Below are 22,147 nucleotides of genomic sequence, written 5' to 3'. Positions count from 1 at the left end.
TTAATAAAGTCTGCTTATATGTATAAATTTGCTGTTTTAGCTTTATGTTAGAATAGTTCTTTAAGTATTAAAAACTACGTAGTTTTATCATGTCTATTGCTTCTGAACACATTGACCGGCTTTTACCTCAGACTCAGTGCAGGCAATGTGGATATCAGGGTTGTTTGCCGTATGCTCAGGCATTGAGTCGCGGAGAAGCTGAAATTAACCTTTGTACACCGGGCGGTACTGCTGTCATCAGTGATTTAGCTAAACTGTTAAAAGTGCAGGTTCTTCCTCCGGCTGATGCGCTTAAAGCTGCCCTCCCTAAAGCAATAGCTGTAATTGATGAAACCGAGTGTATCGGTTGTACGGCATGTATTAAAGTCTGTCCGGTAGATGCGATTATGGGCGCAACCAAACAAATGCATACAGTAATCAGCACTGAATGCAGTGGTTGTGAATTATGTATTGCCCCCTGCCCGGTTGATTGTATCGATATGCAGCCGGTACTTGAACACTGGTTACCACGGTCAAGAACACTGACCGATGGGCAGGAAAGTGACCGTTTTGCTGCTGCTACTCAGGCAAGTCTGCGATTTCAGCATCGTACCGAACGTCTGCAACGCCTGCAGCGTTTAAAAGAGGAGCAACTGCATGCACGCAAAGCTAAAGAGCCTGCAACAACCACAACTTCTGCAGCAAAGTCTGCCGGAAAAATTAATCCGGCTGCCCTGATTGCAAAAGCAATGGCTAAAGCACAAACGCAACAGATACACAGAAGAGTGCCTGATAATCAAGACTCTTTTCAGCAGCAGCAAATTGCCAAGGCACAGGAGCAGGCTGGTTACCGCCGCGCCATGCGAGATTTACAATATGGAAATGATCAGCAAAAAACAGAAGCTCTTGAATGGTTACGTTTGTATAAACAACAACGCGAATCCGAACAATAATGCGCAAAATCTGACAAAATTGAATAAAAATGCTAAAATACTAAAATATGTCAAAATTAATTGGCTATATAAGTAAATGAAATTAAAAAGATGAAGAAACTAACATTCTTTCTGGGTTGTATGGCTGTTTTGCTTATAACTAATGCCTGTGCTTTTGCAGATAAGCCTGATACCAGATTTTTATCCGGTAACTGGGAAATCCGTTCTCTGAATGGAGAACCCACACCAGATACTTCTTCTCGCATTCGTTTTGATCCGAATACACACCAGTATTTTGCTTATTTCGGCTGTAATCATATAAACGGAACCTATCGCGACTATCGTCATACATTGCGATTAAGTAAGCCTTTCGGCATCACTAAACTATGTGCCAATATAGAAGATGAACGGACTGGTACCGGTACATTAGGTTTTGTTAAATCATGGCGTATAATCAATGATACTACTGGTGTACGTCTGCAATTACTGGACAAACACCGCTATGTAAGGTTAGAAGCGCGTTTAATTAAAAATACAGCAAACTAACTAAAATATACAAAAAATTTATTATCAGATTGTAATCAATTTTAAAAGCTTAATCATACAACCGATAATACTGAGTTTAATATCAAAAAGCCGCATGGAATTAATTCGATGCGGCTTTTAATCAGATTACACCATTAGTGTGGTGCAATCATATCTTCAGGAATAACCCATTTATCAAACTCTTCTGCTGTCAGAAATCCCAGCTCTATTGCTGCCTGTTTCAGGCTTGTATTCTGTGCATAAGCAGTTTTAGCAATTTTAGCTGCTTTTTCATAACCAATATGACGATTCAGCGCAGTAACCAGCATCAGTGAATGATGTAAATTGGCATCAATTTTTTCTTTTACAGGTTCAATTCCCTGTGCACAACGCAGATTGAAACTATTGCATGCATCAGCCAGTAAACGTACTGATTGCAGAATATTAAACACCAGTACAGGCATAAATACGTTCAGTTCAAAATTACCCGAAGCACCCGCTACTGTAATAGTCGTATCATTACCCATTACCTGAGCAGCTACCATAGTCATGGCTTCACACTGTGTCGGATTCACTTTACCCGGCATAATACTTGAACCAGGTTCATTTGCCGGAATAGTAATTTCTCCGATACCGCAGCGAGGTCCGCTGGCCAGCCAGCGAATATCATTGGCAATCTTGTTCAGGCTAACCGCCAGAGTTTTCAGGCTTCCAGAAGCGAATACCACTGCATCACGTCCGGCAAGTGCTTCAAATTTATTAGGTGCACTAACAAACGGTAAACCGGTTAACTCAGCCAGTTTAGCTGCTGCTTTTTCTGCATACTGCGGATGACTGTTCAAACCAGTGCCTACAGCCGTACCACCCAATGGCAATTCATATAACCAGTGTAATGCCTGCTGCAAACGCTCTAGTCCATGATCCAGCTGGCTGACATAGCCACTGAATTCCTGACCCAGTGTCAGCGGTGTTGCATCCTGCAGGTGTGTACGACCAATTTTAACAATATCTTTAAAAGCTTCTGCTTTAGAAGCCAGCGTGTCACGTAAAGCCTGCACAGCGGGAATCAAATGCTTATTAATCTGAATCGCTGTAGCGACATGAATAGCAGTCGGAAATGAATCATTGGTAGACTGAGCATGGTTAACATGATCATTCGGATGTACTGGTTTATAATTGCCCCGTGGCTGACCGGCTATTTCATTGGCCACATTAGCCAGAACCTCATTCATGTTCATATTACTCTGCGTACCAGAGCCGGTTTGCCATACTACCAATGGAAACTGGTCTGCCAGTTCACCAGCCAGAACACGTTCAGCAGCCTGTACTATTAAGCCGGCACATTCTCCGCTGATACGCTCAAGCTGCTGGTTGGTTAAAGCTGCTGCTTTTTTCACCAAAGCCATTGCCTGTATCATTGCCGGAGGCAAAGTTTCGCCGCCAATATCAAAATTCTGCAGACTGCGCTGCGTCTGCGCACCCCAGTAAACATTTTCAGATACAGCGATTTCACCCATGCTGTCATGTTCAATACGTGTATTCATATCGTCTCCATGATTGCGTGCTTGCATTATTGAATAAAAACAATAATTTGCGCACAAGTCAGGCATTAATTACATTCACAGAAATCCGGAATATACTTAATTCCCATTATAAACATGCATAATTGTGCAGCGATTCAACCAATTTAGCTACAAATTAATTGTATTTATAAACATAAATTAATATAACCTAAAGATATACATGTTAATTTCCATTAATATGTATTTGCCTGCCAAACAATCAGTCTAAGTTTGATAATCTGTCAATATAAATATCATTTAGTTAATACATAATCGTCACTTCATCGAAAATAATAATAGCGAAACAAGTTTGTGGCAGAATAGCAATTCTGAGAACTACACAAATATAAGCAATGGATATCGCTTTTCAGTTATCGATATTACTGGCTCTGGGCATGGGCGCTCAATGGCTGGCATGGTATTTAAAACAACCGTCCGTACTCTTTTTGTTGTTTACCGGAATCATGATTGGTCCGGTTCTGGGCTGGTTTCATCCTGATACAGTGCTGGGAAGTCTACTTTTTCCTTCTATTTCACTTGGCGTTGCCATTATTTTGTTTGAAGGCGCACTGACCCTGCAATTTCATGAAATCAGCCAGCACGGGCGAGTTGTGCAGAATCTGGTAACGCTTGGAGCAGTGATAACTATTATCTTATTATCGCTGGCGGCATACTGGCTGTTTAATCTGGATTTTCGGGTAGCTCTGTTATTTGGTGCACTTGTCTGTGTAACTGGTCCCACTGTCATTGCACCCATGCTGCGCAGTGTGCGTCCTCGTTCGAAAATTGCCAATATTCTGCGCTGGGAAGGGATAATTATTGATCCAGTAGGTGCCATTGCAGTTGTACTGGTATACGAATATATCGTTTCTGACGGACATGAAAATTCTCTATTGCTTTTTAGCAAAATTGTACTGGTAGCATTTATTTGCGGGGGTCTCGGTGCAGTATTTCTTGCCAATGCCATCAAACGCTACTGGCTGCCTGAATACATGCGCAATGTCGTAACATTTGCCTTTGTTTTAATTTTGTTTTCCGTATCCAATTATCTCGAAAGCCAGTCTGGTTTGTTAACCGTTACAATTTTAGGGCTCGCCCTGGCAAACTGGCCGCAATTTCCCCGCCAAAGTATTCTAGCTTTTAATGAATCTTTAACTTTATTATTTATACCTACGCTGTTCATTATTCTTGCCGCCCGTATGGACGTTACTGCATTACTGGGTTTAGGCTGGCGTGGGCTGGCTTTGCTGTTTATCGCAATGTTTATTGCACGTCCTCTGGCTGTATGGTTCTCTTCTTTTAATTCCGGCCTAAGTATCCAGGAAAAAATAATGATTAGCTGGATAGGTCCGCGCGGTATCGTCGCTGCATCCATTGCTTCATTGTTTGCATTACGCCTGCAAAATCAACATTTATCCGGAACTGAGCTACTGGCACCAATGGTTTTTCTGATTATTATCGGCACTGTCCTGATACAGGGACTTGGTGCCAAAACCGTTGCCGGTATACTAAAAGTCCGTGAACCCGGTAATAACGGTGTACTGATTGTAGGCAGTAATGAAGTAGCCCTGATGCTGGCTACAACACTTAAGCAGCTTAATATTGATGTTTTAGTTGCCGATTATCACTATGTACAAATTGCCCGTGCGCGCATGAAGGGTTTGCGTACATATTTTGGCAACCCTGTTTCAGAAAATGCACAAACTGAGCTTGACCTGATAGGTATTGGCTATCTGTTTGCTGTTAGCCGAGATAAAGAACTGAATACATTATGTGAACTGCAATTTCGGCATGATTTTGGCGAACAGAATATATATCGCATCCGTTTTAATGAAGAACAGGATTTAACTTCGCGTGCACAAAAACAGTATCAATATGTTTCCCGCCAGCTTTTTGGCAAAGATGTGACTTTCAGAAGGCTGGAAAATATGCTTGGTAAGCAGACAAAAATTAAAATTACCAATATTACCGCTACCTATGATTATCACCAGTATTGTCATGATCATCCGCAGGCTATTCCGCTTTTTTTACAGGATAAAAATAACATTTTGTATATCATCAGCTCTGAATTTCAGCCAGCAACAGCTATTGATAAAAAATTGATTGCACTGGATTATCAATAAAAAAACTCTGCAAATATAATCAAGATTTATTTTGCTTAATTACAACTTGTAAATTTAAATTTGAGAAATATCCAATAAAAATCTCATGTAACTCTTGGTTACATTATCACTAATCTTTCTCTATCGAAATCGGAGCAAAATGATAAAATTCTATGGGTATCCGGTCAGAGCCGGATACCCATAGAATTTTCTAAACAATCAGATATCAATTTTTGTCATTCAGTATAGATTCAAAAGCCTTCAAACGTTTATGAATTGACAGCAATTCAATAATGGTTTTCCATGAATTAATAAGATACTGAAATGATTCACGAACATTATTAAATACGTTAAGAATTTGATTGATTAAGCCCAGAGTCATGGTACCCGCTGCAATGGATGGAAATAACATAACAAGCCCATATATACCATCCAGCTGTAAATACCATATACTCACCATATTGAAATAGGCATAGTGAAAATACAGTCTGTAGTAATTAACCTTTACCCGTTCGAAAAGCTCTTTCAATGTCGCCGGCTGAGCACGTTCACTATCATCTTCCCCATATACCAGCTCTTTACGATATGCAGCTTCTACTTTTTGAATATTAAACTGAAGTCCGGGTAATTTAATACCGACCGCAACTAATAAAACTGTACCAAACAAGGACCAGCCCAGTGCTGCCCAAACCAGTGAATATTTTACTTCACCAATTATTGGTAATGCCGGCACATGGCTGGATAACTGAAACAGTAGAGGTAAAAATGCAATCAATACCATAACCGCCCGAACCAGACTGACACTCAACTCTTCTACAATAGTGGCAAAGCGCATTGTATCTTCCTGAACACGCTGAGAAGCCCCTTCAACAGTACGCAGTTTCGACCAGTTTTCAATATAGTAATAATTCATGGCTGTACGCCAGCGAAATACATAATGACTGACAAAAAAAGTATTTAATACAAATACTGTTACTGCAACCATCGCAATCTGCAAAAATGTTAGTATATTCTGATACAAATCACTGATCGGCCCACCCCCATTACTGAGCATCTTCTGAATCATATCCCAGAAAGGACCATACCAGGCATTAATCGTTACGTTTATCTGTACACTAAACCAGATATTAAAAAGAATTAAAGCAGAACCCCATATTGACCAGCGCTGCCACGGATGTTTTGCTACTACTGACCAGAAAACAGCAAAAATGATTGTAGCCAGCAAAAACCAGAGATAAAACCACAAAAATGCCGGCGACCAGAAACGCGAAAGACCAATAGTCAGAGGTTTGTCCGCATAGCCTTGCGGCCAGCCAAACCACTCTCCGGCACTCTCCCCACCACAATACCAGAGGGCAATATTCAGGCCTATCCACAATATGGCAGACGGAAAAAACCAACGTGGCTTTGGAAAAAATGAATGGAACACAATCTCATCCTGATGAAATAAATGCCGGTTAAAAATAAGCTATTATTAGTCTTAATTTTCTATAGCTGCGGGCAGCACAGTAAATACAGTTATTACATAACCAGCTATATTGTAAAGAAGCTATTAAATAGTGGCTTGTCTACAAAGTCAATTAATAATATTTAAATTGTTTATAATCAAATTTTTTCAAACAAAAATTTAATGTAATCACACAGCACCTGTATCAAATTCGATATCTGAGAAACCGGCAAAATTAAATTTTAGCAATGTAATGCTTTTAAGAAAATTTTCTGCATAAACATGCTCAAACAGATAATCCAAATTATTTATTATTTTCTGCCAAGACTAATAAATGTCAAAAGATTGACAGTACCCAACACTATATTAAGACAATTCAGAGCAAGAAATAAAAAAACAGAGCAGTATCAGAATATTTATTTATCTGAATATCTACTCTGTTTTCAGTATCACTACTCTAATTTACTTGTTTTCAAAGGCAGATTTATTCAATCCTGAAGTAATTAAGTTGATTACCATTTGTGCAGAATTACCGGCAGCCTGTTGCAGAAACTGATCAAAGCTGACAGAAGCATTTGCATCACCATTATCTGAAATAGCACGAATAATCACAAAAGGGATATTAAGCTGATAGCAAGTTTGCGCAATGGCAGCGGCTTCCATTTCTACAGCCACAACATCAGAAAATTTTTCTTTAATCAATTGATTTTGTTCAGCAGTACCAACAAACTGATCACCACTGACAATTAAACCAGTATAGATTTCTGCACCTGTAAATACGTGTGCGGCTTTTCTGGCTGCATCAGCAAGATACTGGTTAGCGTTAAATCGTGCCGGTAATTGTGGTACCTGCCCCGGCACATAACCAAAAACAGTTACATCAACATCATGATGAGCTATTTCGCAACCTACAACAACGTCGCCAATCTGAATACCGGCTTTCAAACCACCGGCACTACCAGTATTGATAACATAATCAGGTGTAAATCTTTCAATTATTACTGCTGTTGTCAGCGCCGCATTGACTTTACCAATACCACTCAGTGCAAGTATCACTGGTACGCCTTTAATTTCACCCTGATGAAAATGAACAGCACCAGCCTGACTATCCTGCCGGTTATCCAGTTGTTCAAGCAGGTAATCCAGCTCAGGCTGCATAGCCGCAATAATGGCAATTAAAGGTTTTTGCATAATTGAAACTTTATTCTGTAACAGAATCAAACAGAATAGCATAATCTTATTTTATTCACCACATGGATGTAATGCACAACAATTTAATGATTAACAGATGAATTATTTGAACAAAACAACCAATGCGGATTCAGATTCCGCCAACTCAGAATAAAGACAATTGCGTCTGTTTCCTCAATAATTGAGTCAGAGCTGTACCTAATCCACTATGCCGCTGCTGGTTATTTTTTATACCTTGTACTAGCTGTTTAGACGCACCGCAAAAAGTAAACTGTTTTCTGGCTCTGGTTAATGCGGTATACAAAAGAGAACGGTTAAACAACGAATCATCAGCTGCTGCGCGCAACTGCGGAGCCAGCAACCAGACATCATCATATTCTGATCCCTGACTTTTATGTACCGTAATGGCAAAAGCTGCCTCATGCTGTGGTAAGCGGCTGAGGGAAATTGAACGATAATTTGTCCCTTCAGCAAAATAAGCGAGTAAATGCCCACTATTATTCTGTTCAGGAAGAATCACGCCGATATCACCATTAAACAAACCCACACCATAATCATTCTGAGTAATCAGAATCGGCATACCAGCAAACCAGCTATCTGTATTCTGATGTAACTGAGTCCGTAAATAGCTTCGGTATTGCTGATTAAATGCTTCTGCATCAGTACGCCATGCAGTCAGCACCATAATATCGGTAAGATGGCTGAATACTTGAGTAATATTATTTTCAGCCACTGCCTGCCACCATAGCTGTTGCTGTGAATATAATTTGCGACACAGTACTTGTATATCAAGTTGGTGCAGTTGTAACTGCTCCGGAAAACTGTTTACTGCATTAAGTGCAGCCGTCGCGTCACCGTTGATACAAGCGGAGGCCAGAGCACCAATACCCTGTGTCGCATCAAATCGGTAACTGTGAGTTAAAGTTGCAACATATTGAGCTATACCGGCATTATCGCTGACAGGAGGCAAAAACTGTTCGGGCAATAAAGCCGTAAGCTGTTTTTTCAGTTCAGGAGACAGTACTGTCGGCTGGGATAATTCAGCCAGCACATTTCCTGCGCCTACAGCAGGCAGCTGATTAGCATCTCCCAGCAAAATGATACGAACATCAGGCTTTAAAGCACGCAACAGTGCACGAAACAGAGACAAATCCAGCATCGAAGATTCATCCACCACCAGTATATCAACCGGTAAAGGATGTTCTGCATCAAATGGGCCTGTTAATAATGGAGGCTGTAACTGTAACAGGCGGTGAACCGTCTGACCTGATAAATCCGCCAGCAATTGTCTGCTGTCATCAGATAATGGCAGCTTATCCAATGCACGTTGTAAAGCACTGGCCATATGTGCCGCTGCTTTGCCAGTTGGAGCTACCAGTGCAATTTGCGGCGGACGTGATAAATGCCAGGTATGTTTCAGCAATAAACCCAGTATTTTGGCTACAGTAGTCGTTTTACCTGTTCCGGGCCCGCCATTAATCACTACAAAATGCTGAATAAGAGCCAGTGCCGCAGCAAAACGTTGCTGGGTACCGTCTGCATCAGGAAACCAGTCTGCCAGATCAGCGGCTACATCCATATTTAAATGAATAGGCGGAATACTAGCCAATGCCAGCATAGACTCGGCTATATCCTGCTCAAGCTGCCACATTCTTCCTAAAAATAAATGATTGCTTTGCAAAATGAATGGCGTATAAGTACCAGCAGCTCCAACAAGAATTCTGCATTTACGAAGCGCCTCCGAATGCTGTCGGGGAACAATAATATAACTGTCTCCACGATTCAGCGCCCATAACAGCTTATCAGCCCATGGCTGAATAATTTCCCACTCATGCTGGGCAACCACCCGAAGCACATGCTCAATTGCAGCGAGTGCCGGATGTGCAGACTGTTCCTGAGTTTCTGCCGGATTGATAGCTTCAGCCATATTTAATCAATCAATACAACCTAATACATTCATACATCAACGAACATTAAAGGGTACTAATCTACCATCTGTCACCGTTAAGACTTCATCAAAACGCTGAGCAAGCTCATCATCATGGGTAACAACTACCAGACTTGTATTCAGTTCATGTTGTAAATCCAGCATCATATCCAGTACATTGCCGGCATTTTTCCTATCTAGATTGCCTGTAGGTTCATCAGCCAATATACAGGCGGGATGAGTAACCAGTGCACGGGCAATAGCAGCCCGTTGCCGCTCACCGCCGGACAATTCACCGGGGCGGTGGCTCATACGCTGCTTAAGCCCTACTTTATCCAGCATTTCCTTAGCACGTTCTTCTGCCTGAGCTTTCGGTATACGCCCAATCAGTAAAGGCATCATTACATTTTCCAGCGCAGTAAACTCTGGCAACAAATGATGAAATTGATAAACAAAGCCCAGATACTGGTTACGCAGCTGACCTATGGCTTTCTGCCCAAGACGGGTAATATCTTGTCCCATCAGACGTATAGTACCGCTACTGGGTGTATCTAGTCCGCCAAGTAAATGCAGCAAAGTAGATTTTCCACTCCCGGACGCACCAACTATACTCACACTTTGACCGCATCTGACTTTGAAATCTAAATCATCCAGTACAGATACCTGTAAATGTCCGTCATCATAAGTTTTGCTGACATGCTCACATTCAAGAACATATTCTGGTTTATTCATAGCGCAGAGCCTCCGCCGGCTGAGTTTTGGCGGCACGCCAGCTTGGATATAAAGTAGCAACGAAAGCCAGTAATAATGAAATAACAGCAATCATACAAACATCAGAAAATTCCACATCTGAAGGCAGATAGCTTACAAAATACACTTGCGAAGGAATCAGGTGCTTACCAGTCAGATGTTCAAAAAAGGCAACGATCCGGCCAATGTTCAGCCCGAGTGTCACACCAAAAAATACACCAAAAAAAGTACCGAAGAATCCGGCTATGGCACCCTGAATCATAAAAATACGCATGACGCCGCCCGGCGAAAGTCCGAGGGTGCGCAATATAGCAATATCAGCCTGTTTTTCGGTAACAGCCATGACTAAAGAGGAAACCAGATTAAAGGCAGCTACAGCAATGATTAATAACAGGATAATAAACATCATCCGTTTTTCCATCTGCACTGCATCAAAATAACTGCGATTTTGAAAAGTCCAGTCGCGAATCCAGATTTCATTGTGAAGTTTTGCCGGTACAATATTTTGAATGACAGACGGGGCATTCTGCGGATCAGCCAGTTTTAAACGCAATCCGCTTACATTATTTCCCAGCCGGTACAATTTCTGTGCATCCGTAATATGAGTTAAAGCAAGTGTATTATCCACTTCATAGATTTTGGTTTTAACTACACCTACTAATGTAAACTGCTTCAGCCGTGGCACCATACCAGCCGGCGTAACATTGCCATCAGGGGTTATAACGGTTATCTTATCTCCGATATTAGCACCCAGTGCATCGGCTAAATCTTTTCCCAGAAGAATACCAAACTCTCCCGCCTTAAGATCAGCAAACCCATTTTTGGGCATACCCTGACCATAATCTGCAACTTTACCTTCCAGTGCCGGATCTATTCCGCGTATTTGCACACCACGAACTTCGCCGGCATTAGCAAGCAAAGCCTGATCAGCCACATAAGGAGCTGAGCCCAGTACTTGCGGATTACCTTTAACAAGCTTCTGCAAATCCTGCCAGTGCTGGTCCAGACTATTTTCATAGAAACCCATTTCAGCATGAGGAGCAACACTCAAGAGCTGATTGCGGATTTCTTTTTGGAAACCATTCATAACAGATAAAACAACAATTAATGTTGTCACTCCTAATGCAATACCAACTATTGATACTGCTGTAATGAATGACATAAACCCATTACGTTTTCTGGCACGTAAATAACGTAAACCAATCCATGTTTCCAGAGATGCCATGAGTACTGTATTTCAATAGAAAAAACAGATTGTACCTGAGCGCAGCAGACAAAGTCATGCTTATACAGCAAATACCTGATTATTAATATTTGTAAAAAATTAATTTTTATCTTTTCAGCACGTTAAATAATATGCAGAACCAATCCTAATTATGCTCTGCTGATAATATCTAGTTCAATAATGAAAACCGCAAAGCCGGATGTGGCTCGTATGAATCAGTATGCAGTACAAACTGTTTAATATAAGAGTGGTAGTGAACAATCTCACTCATAGTTAAAGAAGTATTTAAAACTGACCCAAAACAAATTATTTACCCGATTTAACCCGCTTAATTTGATAAACATCAATGCAATATATTATATATATGTCATTGTAATATATAATCCTTTTGCTTAATAGATGATTATTAGCGTTTACGCTACCATATATTTAAGTCTTTTTATCCCGTTCTGATGAACTCGTATCAAAATATGAATAAGCTATCTTCGCCCCTTTTCAATCCGCTGACGTTACCGAATGGTACTGTATTAAAAAACCGTTTAGTTATGGCTCCAATGACAACCTGCTGTGGTTTTTATGATGGAACTGTAACAGATAATCTGATTGATTATTATCGTGAACGTGCCGGCAGTATTGGCACAGTAATTGTTGAATGCGCGTATGTTGATACTTTAGGACCGGCTTTTCCGGGAGCAATAGGCATTCATAATGATGATTGTATCGAAGGTCTGAGCCTGTTAGCCACAGCCATAAAAGAGCGTGGTTCCAAAGCTGTTATACAAATCTATCATGGCGGGCGAATGGTTGAACCGCAATTAATCGGCGGTCAGACACCTGTCTGCCCCAGTGCGATTGCTATTCCACGTCCGAATGCAACGGTTCCTGTAGCAATGACAGCCGGCGAAGTTGAAGATATGATTGAGAAATTCGGCGAAGCTGTCAGGCGCGCAATTGCCGCGGGTTTTGACGGAATCGAAATACATGGCGCCAATACTTATCTTATCCAGCAGTTTTTTTCACCACACGCCAATCAGCGCCAGGATAAATGGGGCGGCAGCCGCGAAAACCGCGTCCGCTTCCCGCTCGCCATACTTGAAATCAGCCGGCAAATGGCTAAAAAATATGCTTCTAATGAATTTATTATCGGTTACCGGTTTTCACCGGAAGAACTCGAAGTGCCGGGCATTACTTTTGACGATTCATTGTTCCTGCTAGACAAACTCGCTCAAATTGGTCTGGACTATATACATTTTTCTATGGCTGCCACACTGCGGCCATCCATCATCGACAGCAATGATGAAACACCATTAATTGATAAATACATACAATTACGCTCTGCCGTACTGGCTAAGATACCGGTTATCGGCGTCGGTAATGTCGTGAATAAAACTGATGCAGAAACAGCAATGGCACATGGCTATGATCTCATCGCTGCAGGGCGCGCCTGTGTGGCCTATCCTGACTGGGCTGAACGCATTCAGAAACATAATGATTTACAGCTATCCATGAACAGCGATCAGCGTACTAACCTGAACATTCCCGAACCATTATGGCGCTTTCCGCTTATTCATAGCATGGTAAGAGAAATCAATACCAAAAAATTCCATGCCGGCACCTATCAGCAAACTGTCAGCGACGATTTTGATAACCAATTTGTCATAAATGTAGAACTGGGGCAAGACTTTATCAAAGATTTGTCTTTAGTCAATGCCGAAAAACTGGATCATGTTTCTATACGTAATTTCAATGAAATTAAAGAACGGATTCTGGCAGCCAACAGCCCTTATGTAGATGCAATCAGTGGCGCTACATCACAATGTGATGCATTTAAAAAAGCTGTAACCAAAGCCATATCAACCTCATATAAAGTAGCGACAATTGTAGAAGGCGGTGATGCTGATGATAAATCCTGTGACGTAGTCGTCGTCGGAAGCGGCGGTGCCGGACTGGCCGCAGCTATTGAAGCACATGATAAAGGGGCTTCAGTAATTATTATTGAAAAAATGCCGGTTATCGGCGGCAATACCAACAAAGCATCCGCAGGTATGAATGCGGCTGAAACCCGCTTTCAGCAGCAGGCAGGAATTACCGACCATAAAGAATGGTTTTATAACGAAACCCTGAAAGGCGGTAAAAATAAAAACAACCCGCAATTATTACACTACTTTGTAGAACATGCTCCGGCTGCAATAGACTGGCTGGATGAAAAAGGAATCCGGTTAAATAACCTGACTACCACAGGCGGTATGAGTGTAGACCGCACTCATCGTCCCGATAATGGTGCCGCAGTCGGCGGTTTTCTGATTAGCGGTCTGCTGAAAAATATTAATGACCGCGGGATAGAGGTAATGCTGGATACCTCTGTAACGGATATTGAAATGAAGGACGGACACATTAACGCAGTAATCGTGCGCGACGAAGAAAGAAATGAACAACGCATCAGCACCAAAGCAATCATTATCGCAACCGGTGGCTTTGGAGCCAATGCACAAATGGTCACCCATTACCGCCCTGATTTAGCTGATTTTGTCACCACCAATCATAAAGGAGCAACCGGTTCAGGCATTGCTTTATTACAAAAAATTGGTGCCGGCACTGTTGATATGAACGAAATACAGATTCATCCCACAGTAGAGCAAAATACCGCTTATCTGATATCAGAATCCATTCGTGGCGGAGGTGCTATTCTGATATCGCAAAAAGGCAAACGCTTTGTCAATGAACTGGATACCCGTGACAAAGTATCCAACAGCATCATTGCTCTTTCTGAACATTATGCCTATATATTATTTGATGAACAGATTTGTGCTGAAAATAAAGCAGCAGAAACCTACATAAGCAAAGGACTAGCGGTAAAAGCCGGCTCACTGACTGAACTTGCAGAAAAGCTGAATATTAATCCGGATTCTCTCATTACCACAGTAGAGCGCTACAATCATTTTGTAAAACAACAGCATGATGAAGATTTCGGACGTACTACCGGCATGCGTCACCAGTTGAACCAGCCATTCTTTTACGCTATCCGCATTGCACCAGGCATTCACCATACTATGGGTGGTGTAACCATTAATACGAAAACAGAAGTTCTTGATACTCATGCAGAGATTATTAAAGGTGCTTATGCCGCAGGTGAAGTTGCCGGTGGTGTACATGGGGGCAACCGCATTGGAGGGAACGCCATTGCCGATATCATTATTTTTGGTATTCAGGCCGGTGATCAGGCTGCTGCATATGCTAAAAATCATTAATTACAGATAAATACCTCATCACTTATGTCTGGTACAAGTTACACCTATAGCCAACAGTTAATGGGGACAACGGTTTCCCTGAAACTGTTCGTTGAAAACCTAACCGCAGTTTCTGCCGTTTTTAACGCTATAGAGCAACTGGAAGCTCAGTTAACGGTAAACCGCTACCACTCAGAGGTGATGGGCATTAACCATGCTGCCGGCAAACAGCCGGTAGCAGTAAGCAAACTGGTTTTTGATTTAATCAGTCAGGCTAAAGCAGCCAGCCTGTTACCTGACAGCAAGTTTAATCTGGCAATTGGTCCGTTGGTGAAATTATGGAAAATAGGTTTTAACGGACGCAGTATTCCGGAAAAGGATGAAATAGCCCGTAGATTAACACTGACTAACCCGAATCACATTGATCTGAACCGGACAAATCAAACTGTATATCTGGCTAAAGCTGGTATGGAAATTGATTTAGGAGCTATTGCCAAAGGCTATATTGCGGACATTATCAAATTGCTCTTAGCTCAATATAATATTTTTCAGGCAATTATCAATTGCGGAGGTAATGTACTAACAATCGGTTACTCACCAATTACTGCTGACAAGCAATGGCATATTGGTCTGAAACGCCCTTTTGCCGAGGCAAACAATCTGCTCGGAATCATACATGTCGAAGACAAATCAGTAGTCACTTCCGGCATTTATGAACGCTATTTCATTTTTAACGACCAGCTGTATCATCACATCCTTGATCCGCACACCGGCTATCCTCTGAATAATGAATTGCACAGTGTAACCATCATTTCAGATAACTCATTAACCGGAGATATTTATTCAACTATTTTCTATGGCTTAGGTATCAGACAAGGGTTGAGTGAACTGAAAAAAAAGCAAAATATCGGAGTCATATTCGTAACACGGGATAAAAAAATAATTATTCAATCCAATCAGCATTTCACATTTGAATTAACAGCAGATGATTATCAGCTCATCAGCTATTCTTAACTGCATTAACCGAACAAATACCTTTTATGATAATTTGCACTTTCCAGACGAGCAAAATCAGAATGTATATTTGTCTATGGATTCAGCATTTCTTCCAATACTTCAATCAGCCTTTGCTGCTGTTGCTGTGTTCCGACACTGATTCGTAAAAAATTATTGATTCTTTCCTGAGGAAAATGCCGAACCACTACACCATGCCGGCGTAACTCAGCAGCAATTTCCACAGCTGTTTTATTTTTATGACTTGCAAAGACAAAATTGGCCTGCGAAGGTAAAACCTCAAATCCGAGCTGAGACAGATGTTTAGTCAGCCAGATACGGTTTTCAATAACTTTGGCACAAGTTGAGCGAAAATAATTTTCATCTTCGAATGCTGCAATAGCGCCAGCTTGTGCTAAACGATCAAGCGGATAAGAATTAAAACTGTTTTTAACCCGCTCAAGTCCTTCAATCAGCTCTGCCTGCCCTAGTGCAAGACCAATCCGCATACCGGCAAGCGAACGAGATTTTGAAAGTGTCTGCACCACAAGCAGATTAGGATAATCAGCAATCAATGCCACCGCAGACTCACCGCCAAAATCAATATAGGCCTCATCTACCAGTACCACACAGTCCGGATTGGCTTGTAATATCTGCTCTACCTGAGCCAAAGGCAAAATACATCCGGTAGGTGCATTCGGATTAGGAAAAACAACTCCGGCCTGAGCACCATAATAATCAACCGGATTAATAGCGAAGTGCTCATCAAGCCGGATATAACGGGCCTCAACATCATATAACTGACAATAGACCGGATAAAAACTATAACTGATATCAGGTAATAATAATTGTTGTTTTCCCTGAAAAAAAGCAGCAAATGCCTGAGCCAGTACTTCGTCCGAACCATTACCCACAAAAATCTGCTCCCTGGACAAACCATAATAATCAGCAATGGTCTGTTTTAATCTATCTGCATTCGGATCAGGATATAAACGCAAATCTTCAGTAGCAGCCTGCATTGCTTTTAATACCAATGGAGAAGGCGGAAATGGATTTTCATTAGTATTCAGTTTAACCAGATTAGCTATTTTGGGCTGCTCTCCGGGTACATAAGGTTGCAGCTGTCTGGTTTTCTCACTCCAGAATTTACTCATTCTCTCTCCAGCCTGAATAAAATATTCAGTATTAAAATCTCAGAACTGACATTCATATCAACAATTATCATATTGAGCAAATCATGCTATTACAGGACCATTATTATACTTATGACATATTAACAAAGATTCAGCACTGAGGGTACTGAATTGCTCGGCTGATAAATAATCCAGCTTTTTAGCAATAAGTATACGGTATGTTTTTTCATTCAGACCACATACAAATAACATTTTTTCCTGCTGATGCAATCTACGGGCAAGAGCTTGTAAATGAAAAAATACAGTCACATCAGCATGACAGCCTGCACTCATATCCAGATATATTTTTTTAATATCCAGCGTATTAATAAGAAGATAGCTTTTATTCAGCAGCGTGCTGACATTAGCAAACAATAATATCTGCGGTAAAATGATAACCGCTTCTTGCGCAATAATCTGAACTTCAGGCAATAAAACCGGCCAGGCATGCATCCGGAGTGAATACCAGCACATTACTATCAGAGCAAAAGAAATCACCAGCCACAAACCCGTACAGACACCAAACAGAATAATCAGTATGGCAGATATACACAGCCACAATAAATCGCTCCATTGCCAGCAATATAAACGTAATTCACACCAGTTAATCTGAACACAAATAACATATAACGCAATTACTGCCAGCACAGGTAATGGTACATATGCCAGCCATGACCAGCAAAAAATCAGTGCCATAAGCAATAACATTGCTATCAGCGTATTACGCTTAATCCTGAGAACCTCATCAGCTATGTAGCCTAAACTGATTACCATACCTCCGGTGAATGCTGTCAGAATATTACTAAAACCAACCAGGCCAACATTACGCCTGAACTGATTAGATAAATACTGACAACTTTCCATATATATTAATAGTGCTATTGTGGCACTTAAAAAAAACAATAATGGCCAGTCAGCATGTACGGGATTCATAAATGGCCAGAGCTGAACATTTTGCTGAACCGGAGTAGCAATTCCGACTAGCGCAAACGGCCATATATAACTGAGAATCCATACCAGTAATAATACCCATAAAGCCTTGGGCTGAGTTTTGCTTCTCCATAATACCAGCAAGGCAAATGATAAACCGGCCAAAACCACACTTGGCCAGTTCCAGCTTTGCCAATTAATCAGCAGTTCACACATTCCCTGCCATGAACTATTATTGGACTGCACACCTAAAATGACCGGAAAAAGCATGACAATCAGAGTCAGCGTCATACCCAAACCAATACCATGCCAGACTGGCCGTGCAATCCAGTTCAGACAATGTTTGGGTAATATCAGTGACATCAATATTAACCAGCCACCGGTAAACAGCGTAAGTAAACTGGCCACAGCAATACGTTCACTGACTACACCTGCATAATAGGCTATTGCCGCCATCAGCATTAGTGCGGAAAAAGGTGATGGTGTTAATAATATTTTTTTACTACCGCCCAAAAGCAGACTGCATAACAAAGCACACATCACACCTGCAATTGCCATAGAAACAGGTAAACCGGCAATACCAGCACAGGCTAGGGCCATTGGCAGGACATATCCCAATAATTTCCAGCCAGAAGAAAACCACGCCAATGGAGACAGTTTTGTGCTCATCAGTTTCAAGGTATTATCCTTTGTCCATGTCAACAGGATTTATCTAAAGCAGTCGAGCAAGAATTTTGAGCTGAGTTTTGCAAGTGAAGATGAAGATTGCGTGCTGTCTGCCATGCCTGATCAGGGTTATCAGCCAGAACAGTAAAATGTCCCATTTTACGGCCGGGTCTCACCTGTTTTTTTCCATACAGATGTAAACAGGCAGTTTTATGATTCAGAACAGCATTCCAGTCCGGTTCGCCGTTTTCAGGCCAGACATCACCAAGAATATTCGCCATACAGCAGGGCTTTAATAAATCTGAGGCTGCCGGAGGCAAACCACACATTAATCTTACCTGCTGCTGAAACTGATCAGCAATACAGGCATCTAAAGTGTAATGACCTGAATTATGCGGCCGGGGAGCAATTTCATTAACAATCAACTGCATATCATTGCCTACAACAAACATCTCAACTGCCAGTACCCCTTGATAATTCATGGCCTGAGCCAGCTTAAAAGCCATATTTTCAGCCTGCTTTAATATAGCCTGAGGTAGCCTTGCCGGTACTAATGAGTACGCCAGAATACCATTTTTATGCTGATTTTCTGCGGGTGGAAAACATACTGCATACTGATTATTCAGACGGGCAACCACTACTGATATTTCAGCACGTAAATCTACTTTTTTTTCCAGCACACAGCGCACATGCTGCAATTGAGTAAAAGCTTCACGCAATTCAGCGATAGAATCAACTGTTTTCTGTCCTTTTCCGTCATAACCCAGAGTGGCTGTTTTCAGAATACCCGGTAACAATTTTTTCAGAGAATCATTAATATCAGATTCCGTGCTGATAACAGCATAAGGCACGGTAACCAGACCTGCGCGGTCAATCCATTCTTTTTCCTGCTGCCTGTCCTGAGCAATCGCAACACAATCTCCCGAGGGCGATACAACCGTATATTGTGCCAGCCAGCGCATTGAATCAGCACTTACATTTTCAAATTCAGTTGTAACAGCAGCACATTTGGCCATATGCTGCAAAGCATCAGCATCATCGAATGCAGAACATAAATGTCTGTCAGCAAACTGTGCTGCTGGCGCATTCGGATCAGGATCCAGAACCGTTACCTGATAACCCATTGTCTTAGCAGCTACCGTAAACATTGCACCCAGCTGGCCGCCACCCAGAATACCCAGCATCGCCGGCGGCAGAATACAGGAAGAAAAACGAGACATAGTGGTATTAAATTACCTTACCAAGAATATAAATAAAATTAGCTGAAATCAAAAATTCCTGCAATGAAAGTCATCAGTATGAAATCGCCTTTTCTCATACATATTCGTTATATTTCTACCTGATAAATCGGATTAATAGCTTAATTACCACTTCTTTAGCAGCTATTATTCCACCAGTGAAACCACTGAAACAGGCAAAGTTTACACAGGCACAACATAAATAAAACTGATGTCCGTATTTATAATTATGAATATAAAAACAAATTTTTCAATAAATTTAAAGCAATTTCATTAAGTATTATCTTAACATAATAAAATATAAAATTACATAAACATGTAGAATTATATTAAAGTCAAAAGTTATCTACTTTTACCAAATTTATCAATTAAACAAAATATTACAAACATAGATTCGCATTATAAAATATAACAATAAATTTTATTGGATATATTTATTATATTAACAAATCTGTAAACAGATTTAATGAAACTGCTGACTTCTATCATTACTGCAAGGTCGCAATTGTAAATGTCCTTGTGATCCATCCACACATAAATTACTGTTTCTGTCACGAATCTGTCTGCCTGTAAGCAACCAATTATTGTTCCTGTCCGGTTCACAGAAAACTGTCCCTACTGAATGATTTTTCACCGCCAGACAACGATTATTCAGCCATACCTGCCCCTGATGAAAATAAAAAGCCTCGCTGATTTCACCGCCGGCACAGGAATCGAGTGCTACCGACTGCCAGACCGAAGACATACCGTCATTACGCAGACAGCCATGGCTTACCGGCCGTAAACTGATACTGGATGCCATAGGATAAACCGGAGGATACGGAAGTGCAGCAGGATAAACCGGCGTATCCGTATAAATCACTGTTGCACCGGCAGGAGCATTAATATGTACTGTTTTATTAATGGTTGTAGTTGATGAAACGGGTAAATCGACATAAACATGACGTTCGCCACGACCTGAATGGTAGATAACAGCGGCCTCAGCTACAGAAAATAACCACTCTGACAAACTCAATACACCAAAAACTAAAAATAATTGTATAGCCCGAATCATTTTTATCTCCCGCAAAATGACCTTTTGATTAACGATGCCGGATTTCCCAACATTGATGAATACGAGTATTGCGAAAATCTTCAGGTATTGTTTTTCTGGAAATATTATTTACATCATAACGTTGCTCCAGAACCGGATTTAAAGTAAAACTACGCAGATTATTTGAAAAATACAAACTACCCTGTTTCGATAATAAACGCATTGCACCATCTATCAGTTTTTCCTGATCCCGCTGAATATCCAGAATATCCAGCATTTTCTTACTATTTGAGAAACTTGGCGGATCCATTACAATCAAATCAAACTGTTTGTGATCTTCATCAGCTTTCTGCAAATATTGAAATACATCAGCACGAACAATCTGATGAGCCTGCATATCCAGCCCGTTCAATTCAAAATTTCGTTGTGCCCATTGCAGATAAGTATTCGAGAGATCTACAGTTTCGCTGAATAAAGCACCGCCAGTTGCAGCATATACTGAAAAACTGCCTGTATAAGCAAATAAATTCAAAAATCGTTTTCCCGCCGCTATATTGCCTATTTTCTGGCGAGTATTACGATGATCAAGAAATAAACCTGTATCCAGATATTTATCCAGATTCACCCAGAATGCACGCCCATGCTCATGAATTACAAAATCCGTACCCGTAACACCAGTTTTTTCATACTGATCTTTACCTTTTTGCCTTTGTCTTTTTTTCACATGAATATGTTCTTTAGGCAGACCAGTCACAAATAAAACAGCCTCCACTACTTCAGCCAACCATTTTTCATAGTCTGTCTTATGCATCAACCAGCCCGTATCATATTCTTGTAAATGTACATGATCGGCATAAATGTCAGCAGCAAATGGATACTGCGGAATATCCCGGTCATACATACGCCATGCCTCTATATCCTGACGTTGTGCCCATTTACGTAAATGCTTAATATTTTTGCCCATACGATTGACAAAAGCACCAATATCTTCACTCATAAATAAAATTTTACATTTCTGCAATAAATACACTAACAGTCACATTGTAACGGAAAAAACCACAGAAACCTTCGCACATTTACATATACAGATATAATAGTGCTCTTGCTTAAAAAGACCATATCTCTTATAATTAAAAAGATAATATTTGAAACCATCGTTTGCAACCTTATTAAATACGGCGAATTCATTATTACTTTAATAGTTATGTAATGCCGCTCTCCCAACACTCGCAGCAATGCGTACGTTGT

16 protein-coding genes are annotated in these 22,147 nt (G+C 40.9%); 5 read left to right on the top strand and 11 right to left on the bottom strand.

Annotated features, from left to right (window positions below; all coding sequences use genetic code 11):
• The first annotated feature begins 89 nt into the window (after positions 1 to 89).
• Complete coding sequence (locus GYX91_RS04170) at positions 90 to 932, top strand: RnfABCDGE type electron transport complex subunit B (protein WP_110414125.1); 843 nt, start codon at positions 90 to 92, stop codon at positions 930 to 932.
• A 90-nt stretch (positions 933 to 1,022) separates the two neighbouring features.
• Positions 1,023 to 1,457 carry an META domain-containing protein gene (locus GYX91_RS04165; protein ID WP_078474818.1) on the top strand — a complete coding sequence of 145 codons (435 nt, stop codon included), beginning with the start codon at positions 1,023 to 1,025 and terminating at the stop codon, positions 1,455 to 1,457.
• 134 nt (positions 1,458 to 1,591) lie between these two features.
• Here the strand turns inward: GYX91_RS04165 and fumC are convergent, their stop codons facing one another.
• Complete coding sequence (gene fumC, locus GYX91_RS04160; protein ID WP_084551610.1) at positions 1,592 to 2,980, bottom strand: class II fumarate hydratase; 1,389 nt, start codon at positions 2,978 to 2,980, stop codon at positions 1,592 to 1,594.
• Between the two features lie 371 nt (positions 2,981 to 3,351).
• Here fumC and GYX91_RS04155 point away from each other — a divergent pair, with 371 nt between their 5' ends.
• Positions 3,352 to 5,121 carry a sodium:proton antiporter gene (locus GYX91_RS04155; RefSeq protein WP_084551611.1) on the top strand — a complete coding sequence of 590 codons (1,770 nt, stop codon included), beginning with the start codon at positions 3,352 to 3,354 and terminating at the stop codon, positions 5,119 to 5,121.
• A 205-nt stretch (positions 5,122 to 5,326) separates the two neighbouring features.
• Here the strand turns inward: GYX91_RS04155 and sbmA are convergent, their stop codons facing one another.
• The 5 genes from sbmA to GYX91_RS04130 all read right to left on the bottom strand — a co-directional run bounded on the left by sbmA (position 5,327) and on the right by GYX91_RS04130 (position 11,640).
• Positions 5,327 to 6,529: a peptide antibiotic transporter SbmA gene (sbmA, locus tag GYX91_RS04150; protein WP_100125337.1), complete on the bottom strand. Its 1,203-nt coding sequence runs from the start codon at positions 6,527 to 6,529 to the stop codon at positions 5,327 to 5,329.
• A 480-nt stretch (positions 6,530 to 7,009) separates the two neighbouring features.
• Positions 7,010 to 7,738, bottom strand: a complete 729-nt coding sequence (locus GYX91_RS04145) for a 5'-methylthioadenosine/adenosylhomocysteine nucleosidase (protein WP_084551613.1) — start codon at positions 7,736 to 7,738, stop codon at positions 7,010 to 7,012.
• Positions 7,739 to 7,883: 145 nt separating this feature from the next.
• Positions 7,884 to 9,665: an exodeoxyribonuclease V subunit alpha gene (gene recD / locus GYX91_RS04140; protein ID WP_174830020.1), complete on the bottom strand. Its 1,782-nt coding sequence runs from the start codon at positions 9,663 to 9,665 to the stop codon at positions 7,884 to 7,886.
• Between the two features lie 36 nt (positions 9,666 to 9,701).
• Positions 9,702 to 10,397 carry a lipoprotein-releasing ABC transporter ATP-binding protein LolD gene (gene lolD, locus GYX91_RS04135; protein ID WP_174830019.1) on the bottom strand — a complete coding sequence of 232 codons (696 nt, stop codon included), beginning with the start codon at positions 10,395 to 10,397 and terminating at the stop codon, positions 9,702 to 9,704.
• Complete coding sequence (locus GYX91_RS04130; RefSeq protein WP_037393993.1) at positions 10,390 to 11,640, bottom strand: lipoprotein-releasing ABC transporter permease subunit; 1,251 nt, start codon at positions 11,638 to 11,640, stop codon at positions 10,390 to 10,392. Before GYX91_RS04130 ends, lolD begins: the two co-directional genes overlap by 8 nt.
• A gap of 470 nt (positions 11,641 to 12,110) precedes the next feature.
• On the opposite strand from GYX91_RS04130, the gene GYX91_RS04125 reads away from it, so the two are divergent.
• Together GYX91_RS04125 and GYX91_RS04120 are read left to right on the top strand one after the other, a co-directional pair.
• Positions 12,111 to 14,888, top strand: coding sequence for a flavocytochrome c (locus GYX91_RS04125; protein WP_174830018.1), 2,778 nt, complete (start codon positions 12,111 to 12,113; stop codon positions 14,886 to 14,888).
• Positions 14,889 to 14,912: 24 nt separating this feature from the next.
• Positions 14,913 to 15,881, top strand: coding sequence for an FAD:protein FMN transferase (locus GYX91_RS04120; RefSeq protein ID WP_078475275.1), 969 nt, complete (start codon positions 14,913 to 14,915; stop codon positions 15,879 to 15,881).
• Positions 15,882 to 15,955: 74 nt separating this feature from the next.
• Here the strand turns inward: GYX91_RS04120 and hisC are convergent, their stop codons facing one another.
• The 5 genes from hisC to GYX91_RS04095 form a co-directional block, all read right to left on the bottom strand.
• Complete coding sequence (gene hisC, locus GYX91_RS04115) at positions 15,956 to 17,014, bottom strand: histidinol-phosphate transaminase (protein WP_084564704.1); 1,059 nt, start codon at positions 17,012 to 17,014, stop codon at positions 15,956 to 15,958.
• An 81-nt stretch (positions 17,015 to 17,095) separates the two neighbouring features.
• Entirely contained in the window at positions 17,096 to 18,631 is a 1,536-nt protein-coding gene (locus GYX91_RS04110) for a SulP family inorganic anion transporter (protein ID WP_084551618.1), read from the bottom strand.
• Positions 18,632 to 18,660: 29 nt separating this feature from the next.
• Positions 18,661 to 19,848 carry a 5-(carboxyamino)imidazole ribonucleotide synthase gene (locus GYX91_RS04105; protein ID WP_174830017.1) on the bottom strand — a complete coding sequence of 396 codons (1,188 nt, stop codon included), beginning with the start codon at positions 19,846 to 19,848 and terminating at the stop codon, positions 18,661 to 18,663.
• A 481-nt stretch (positions 19,849 to 20,329) separates the two neighbouring features.
• On the bottom strand, positions 20,330 to 20,920 hold the full coding sequence (locus GYX91_RS11230) for a ricin-type beta-trefoil lectin domain protein (protein WP_174830016.1): 591 nt from the start codon (positions 20,918 to 20,920) through the stop codon (positions 20,330 to 20,332).
• A 28-nt stretch (positions 20,921 to 20,948) separates the two neighbouring features.
• Complete coding sequence (locus GYX91_RS04095) at positions 20,949 to 21,896, bottom strand: class I SAM-dependent methyltransferase (RefSeq protein ID WP_174830015.1); 948 nt, start codon at positions 21,894 to 21,896, stop codon at positions 20,949 to 20,951.
• Positions 21,897 to 22,147: the final 251 nt, after the last annotated feature.

Origin of the sequence: Snodgrassella sp. ESL0304 (assembly GCF_013344995.1) — a bacterium.
In the GTDB taxonomy this organism is placed as follows: Bacteria; Pseudomonadota; Gammaproteobacteria; order Burkholderiales; family Neisseriaceae; genus Snodgrassella; species Snodgrassella alvi.
This window is presented reverse-complemented; position numbering and strand designations above follow the sequence as displayed.

Bases quoted from the DNA above. Each gene is read 5' to 3' on its own strand.
- GYX91_RS04130 (WP_037393993.1), bottom strand. From the start codon at position 11,640: ATGGCATCTCTGGAAACATGGATTGGTTTACGTTATTTACGTGCCAGA.
- GYX91_RS04155 (WP_084551611.1), top strand. From the start codon at position 3,352: ATGGATATCGCTTTTCAGTTATCGATATTACTGGCTCTGGGCATGGGC.
- GYX91_RS04095 (WP_174830015.1), bottom strand. From the start codon at position 21,896: ATGAGTGAAGATATTGGTGCTTTTGTCAATCGTATGGGCAAAAATATT.
- GYX91_RS04170 (WP_110414125.1), top strand. From the start codon at position 90: ATGTCTATTGCTTCTGAACACATTGACCGGCTTTTACCTCAGACTCAG.
- GYX91_RS04110 (WP_084551618.1), bottom strand. From the start codon at position 18,631: ATGAGCACAAAACTGTCTCCATTGGCGTGGTTTTCTTCTGGCTGGAAA.
- GYX91_RS11230 (WP_174830016.1), bottom strand. From the start codon at position 20,920: ATGATTCGGGCTATACAATTATTTTTAGTTTTTGGTGTATTGAGTTTG.
- fumC (WP_084551610.1), bottom strand. From the start codon at position 2,980: ATGAATACACGTATTGAACATGACAGCATGGGTGAAATCGCTGTATCT.
- GYX91_RS04125 (WP_174830018.1), top strand. From the start codon at position 12,111: ATGAATAAGCTATCTTCGCCCCTTTTCAATCCGCTGACGTTACCGAAT.
- lolD (WP_174830019.1), bottom strand. From the start codon at position 10,397: ATGAATAAACCAGAATATGTTCTTGAATGTGAGCATGTCAGCAAAACT.
- GYX91_RS04145 (WP_084551613.1), bottom strand. From the start codon at position 7,738: ATGCAAAAACCTTTAATTGCCATTATTGCGGCTATGCAGCCTGAGCTG.
- GYX91_RS04120 (WP_078475275.1), top strand. From the start codon at position 14,913: ATGTCTGGTACAAGTTACACCTATAGCCAACAGTTAATGGGGACAACG.
- GYX91_RS04165 (WP_078474818.1), top strand. From the start codon at position 1,023: ATGAAGAAACTAACATTCTTTCTGGGTTGTATGGCTGTTTTGCTTATA.
- recD (WP_174830020.1), bottom strand. From the start codon at position 9,665: ATGGCTGAAGCTATCAATCCGGCAGAAACTCAGGAACAGTCTGCACAT.
- GYX91_RS04105 (WP_174830017.1), bottom strand. From the start codon at position 19,848: ATGTCTCGTTTTTCTTCCTGTATTCTGCCGCCGGCGATGCTGGGTATT.
- hisC (WP_084564704.1), bottom strand. From the start codon at position 17,014: ATGAGTAAATTCTGGAGTGAGAAAACCAGACAGCTGCAACCTTATGTA.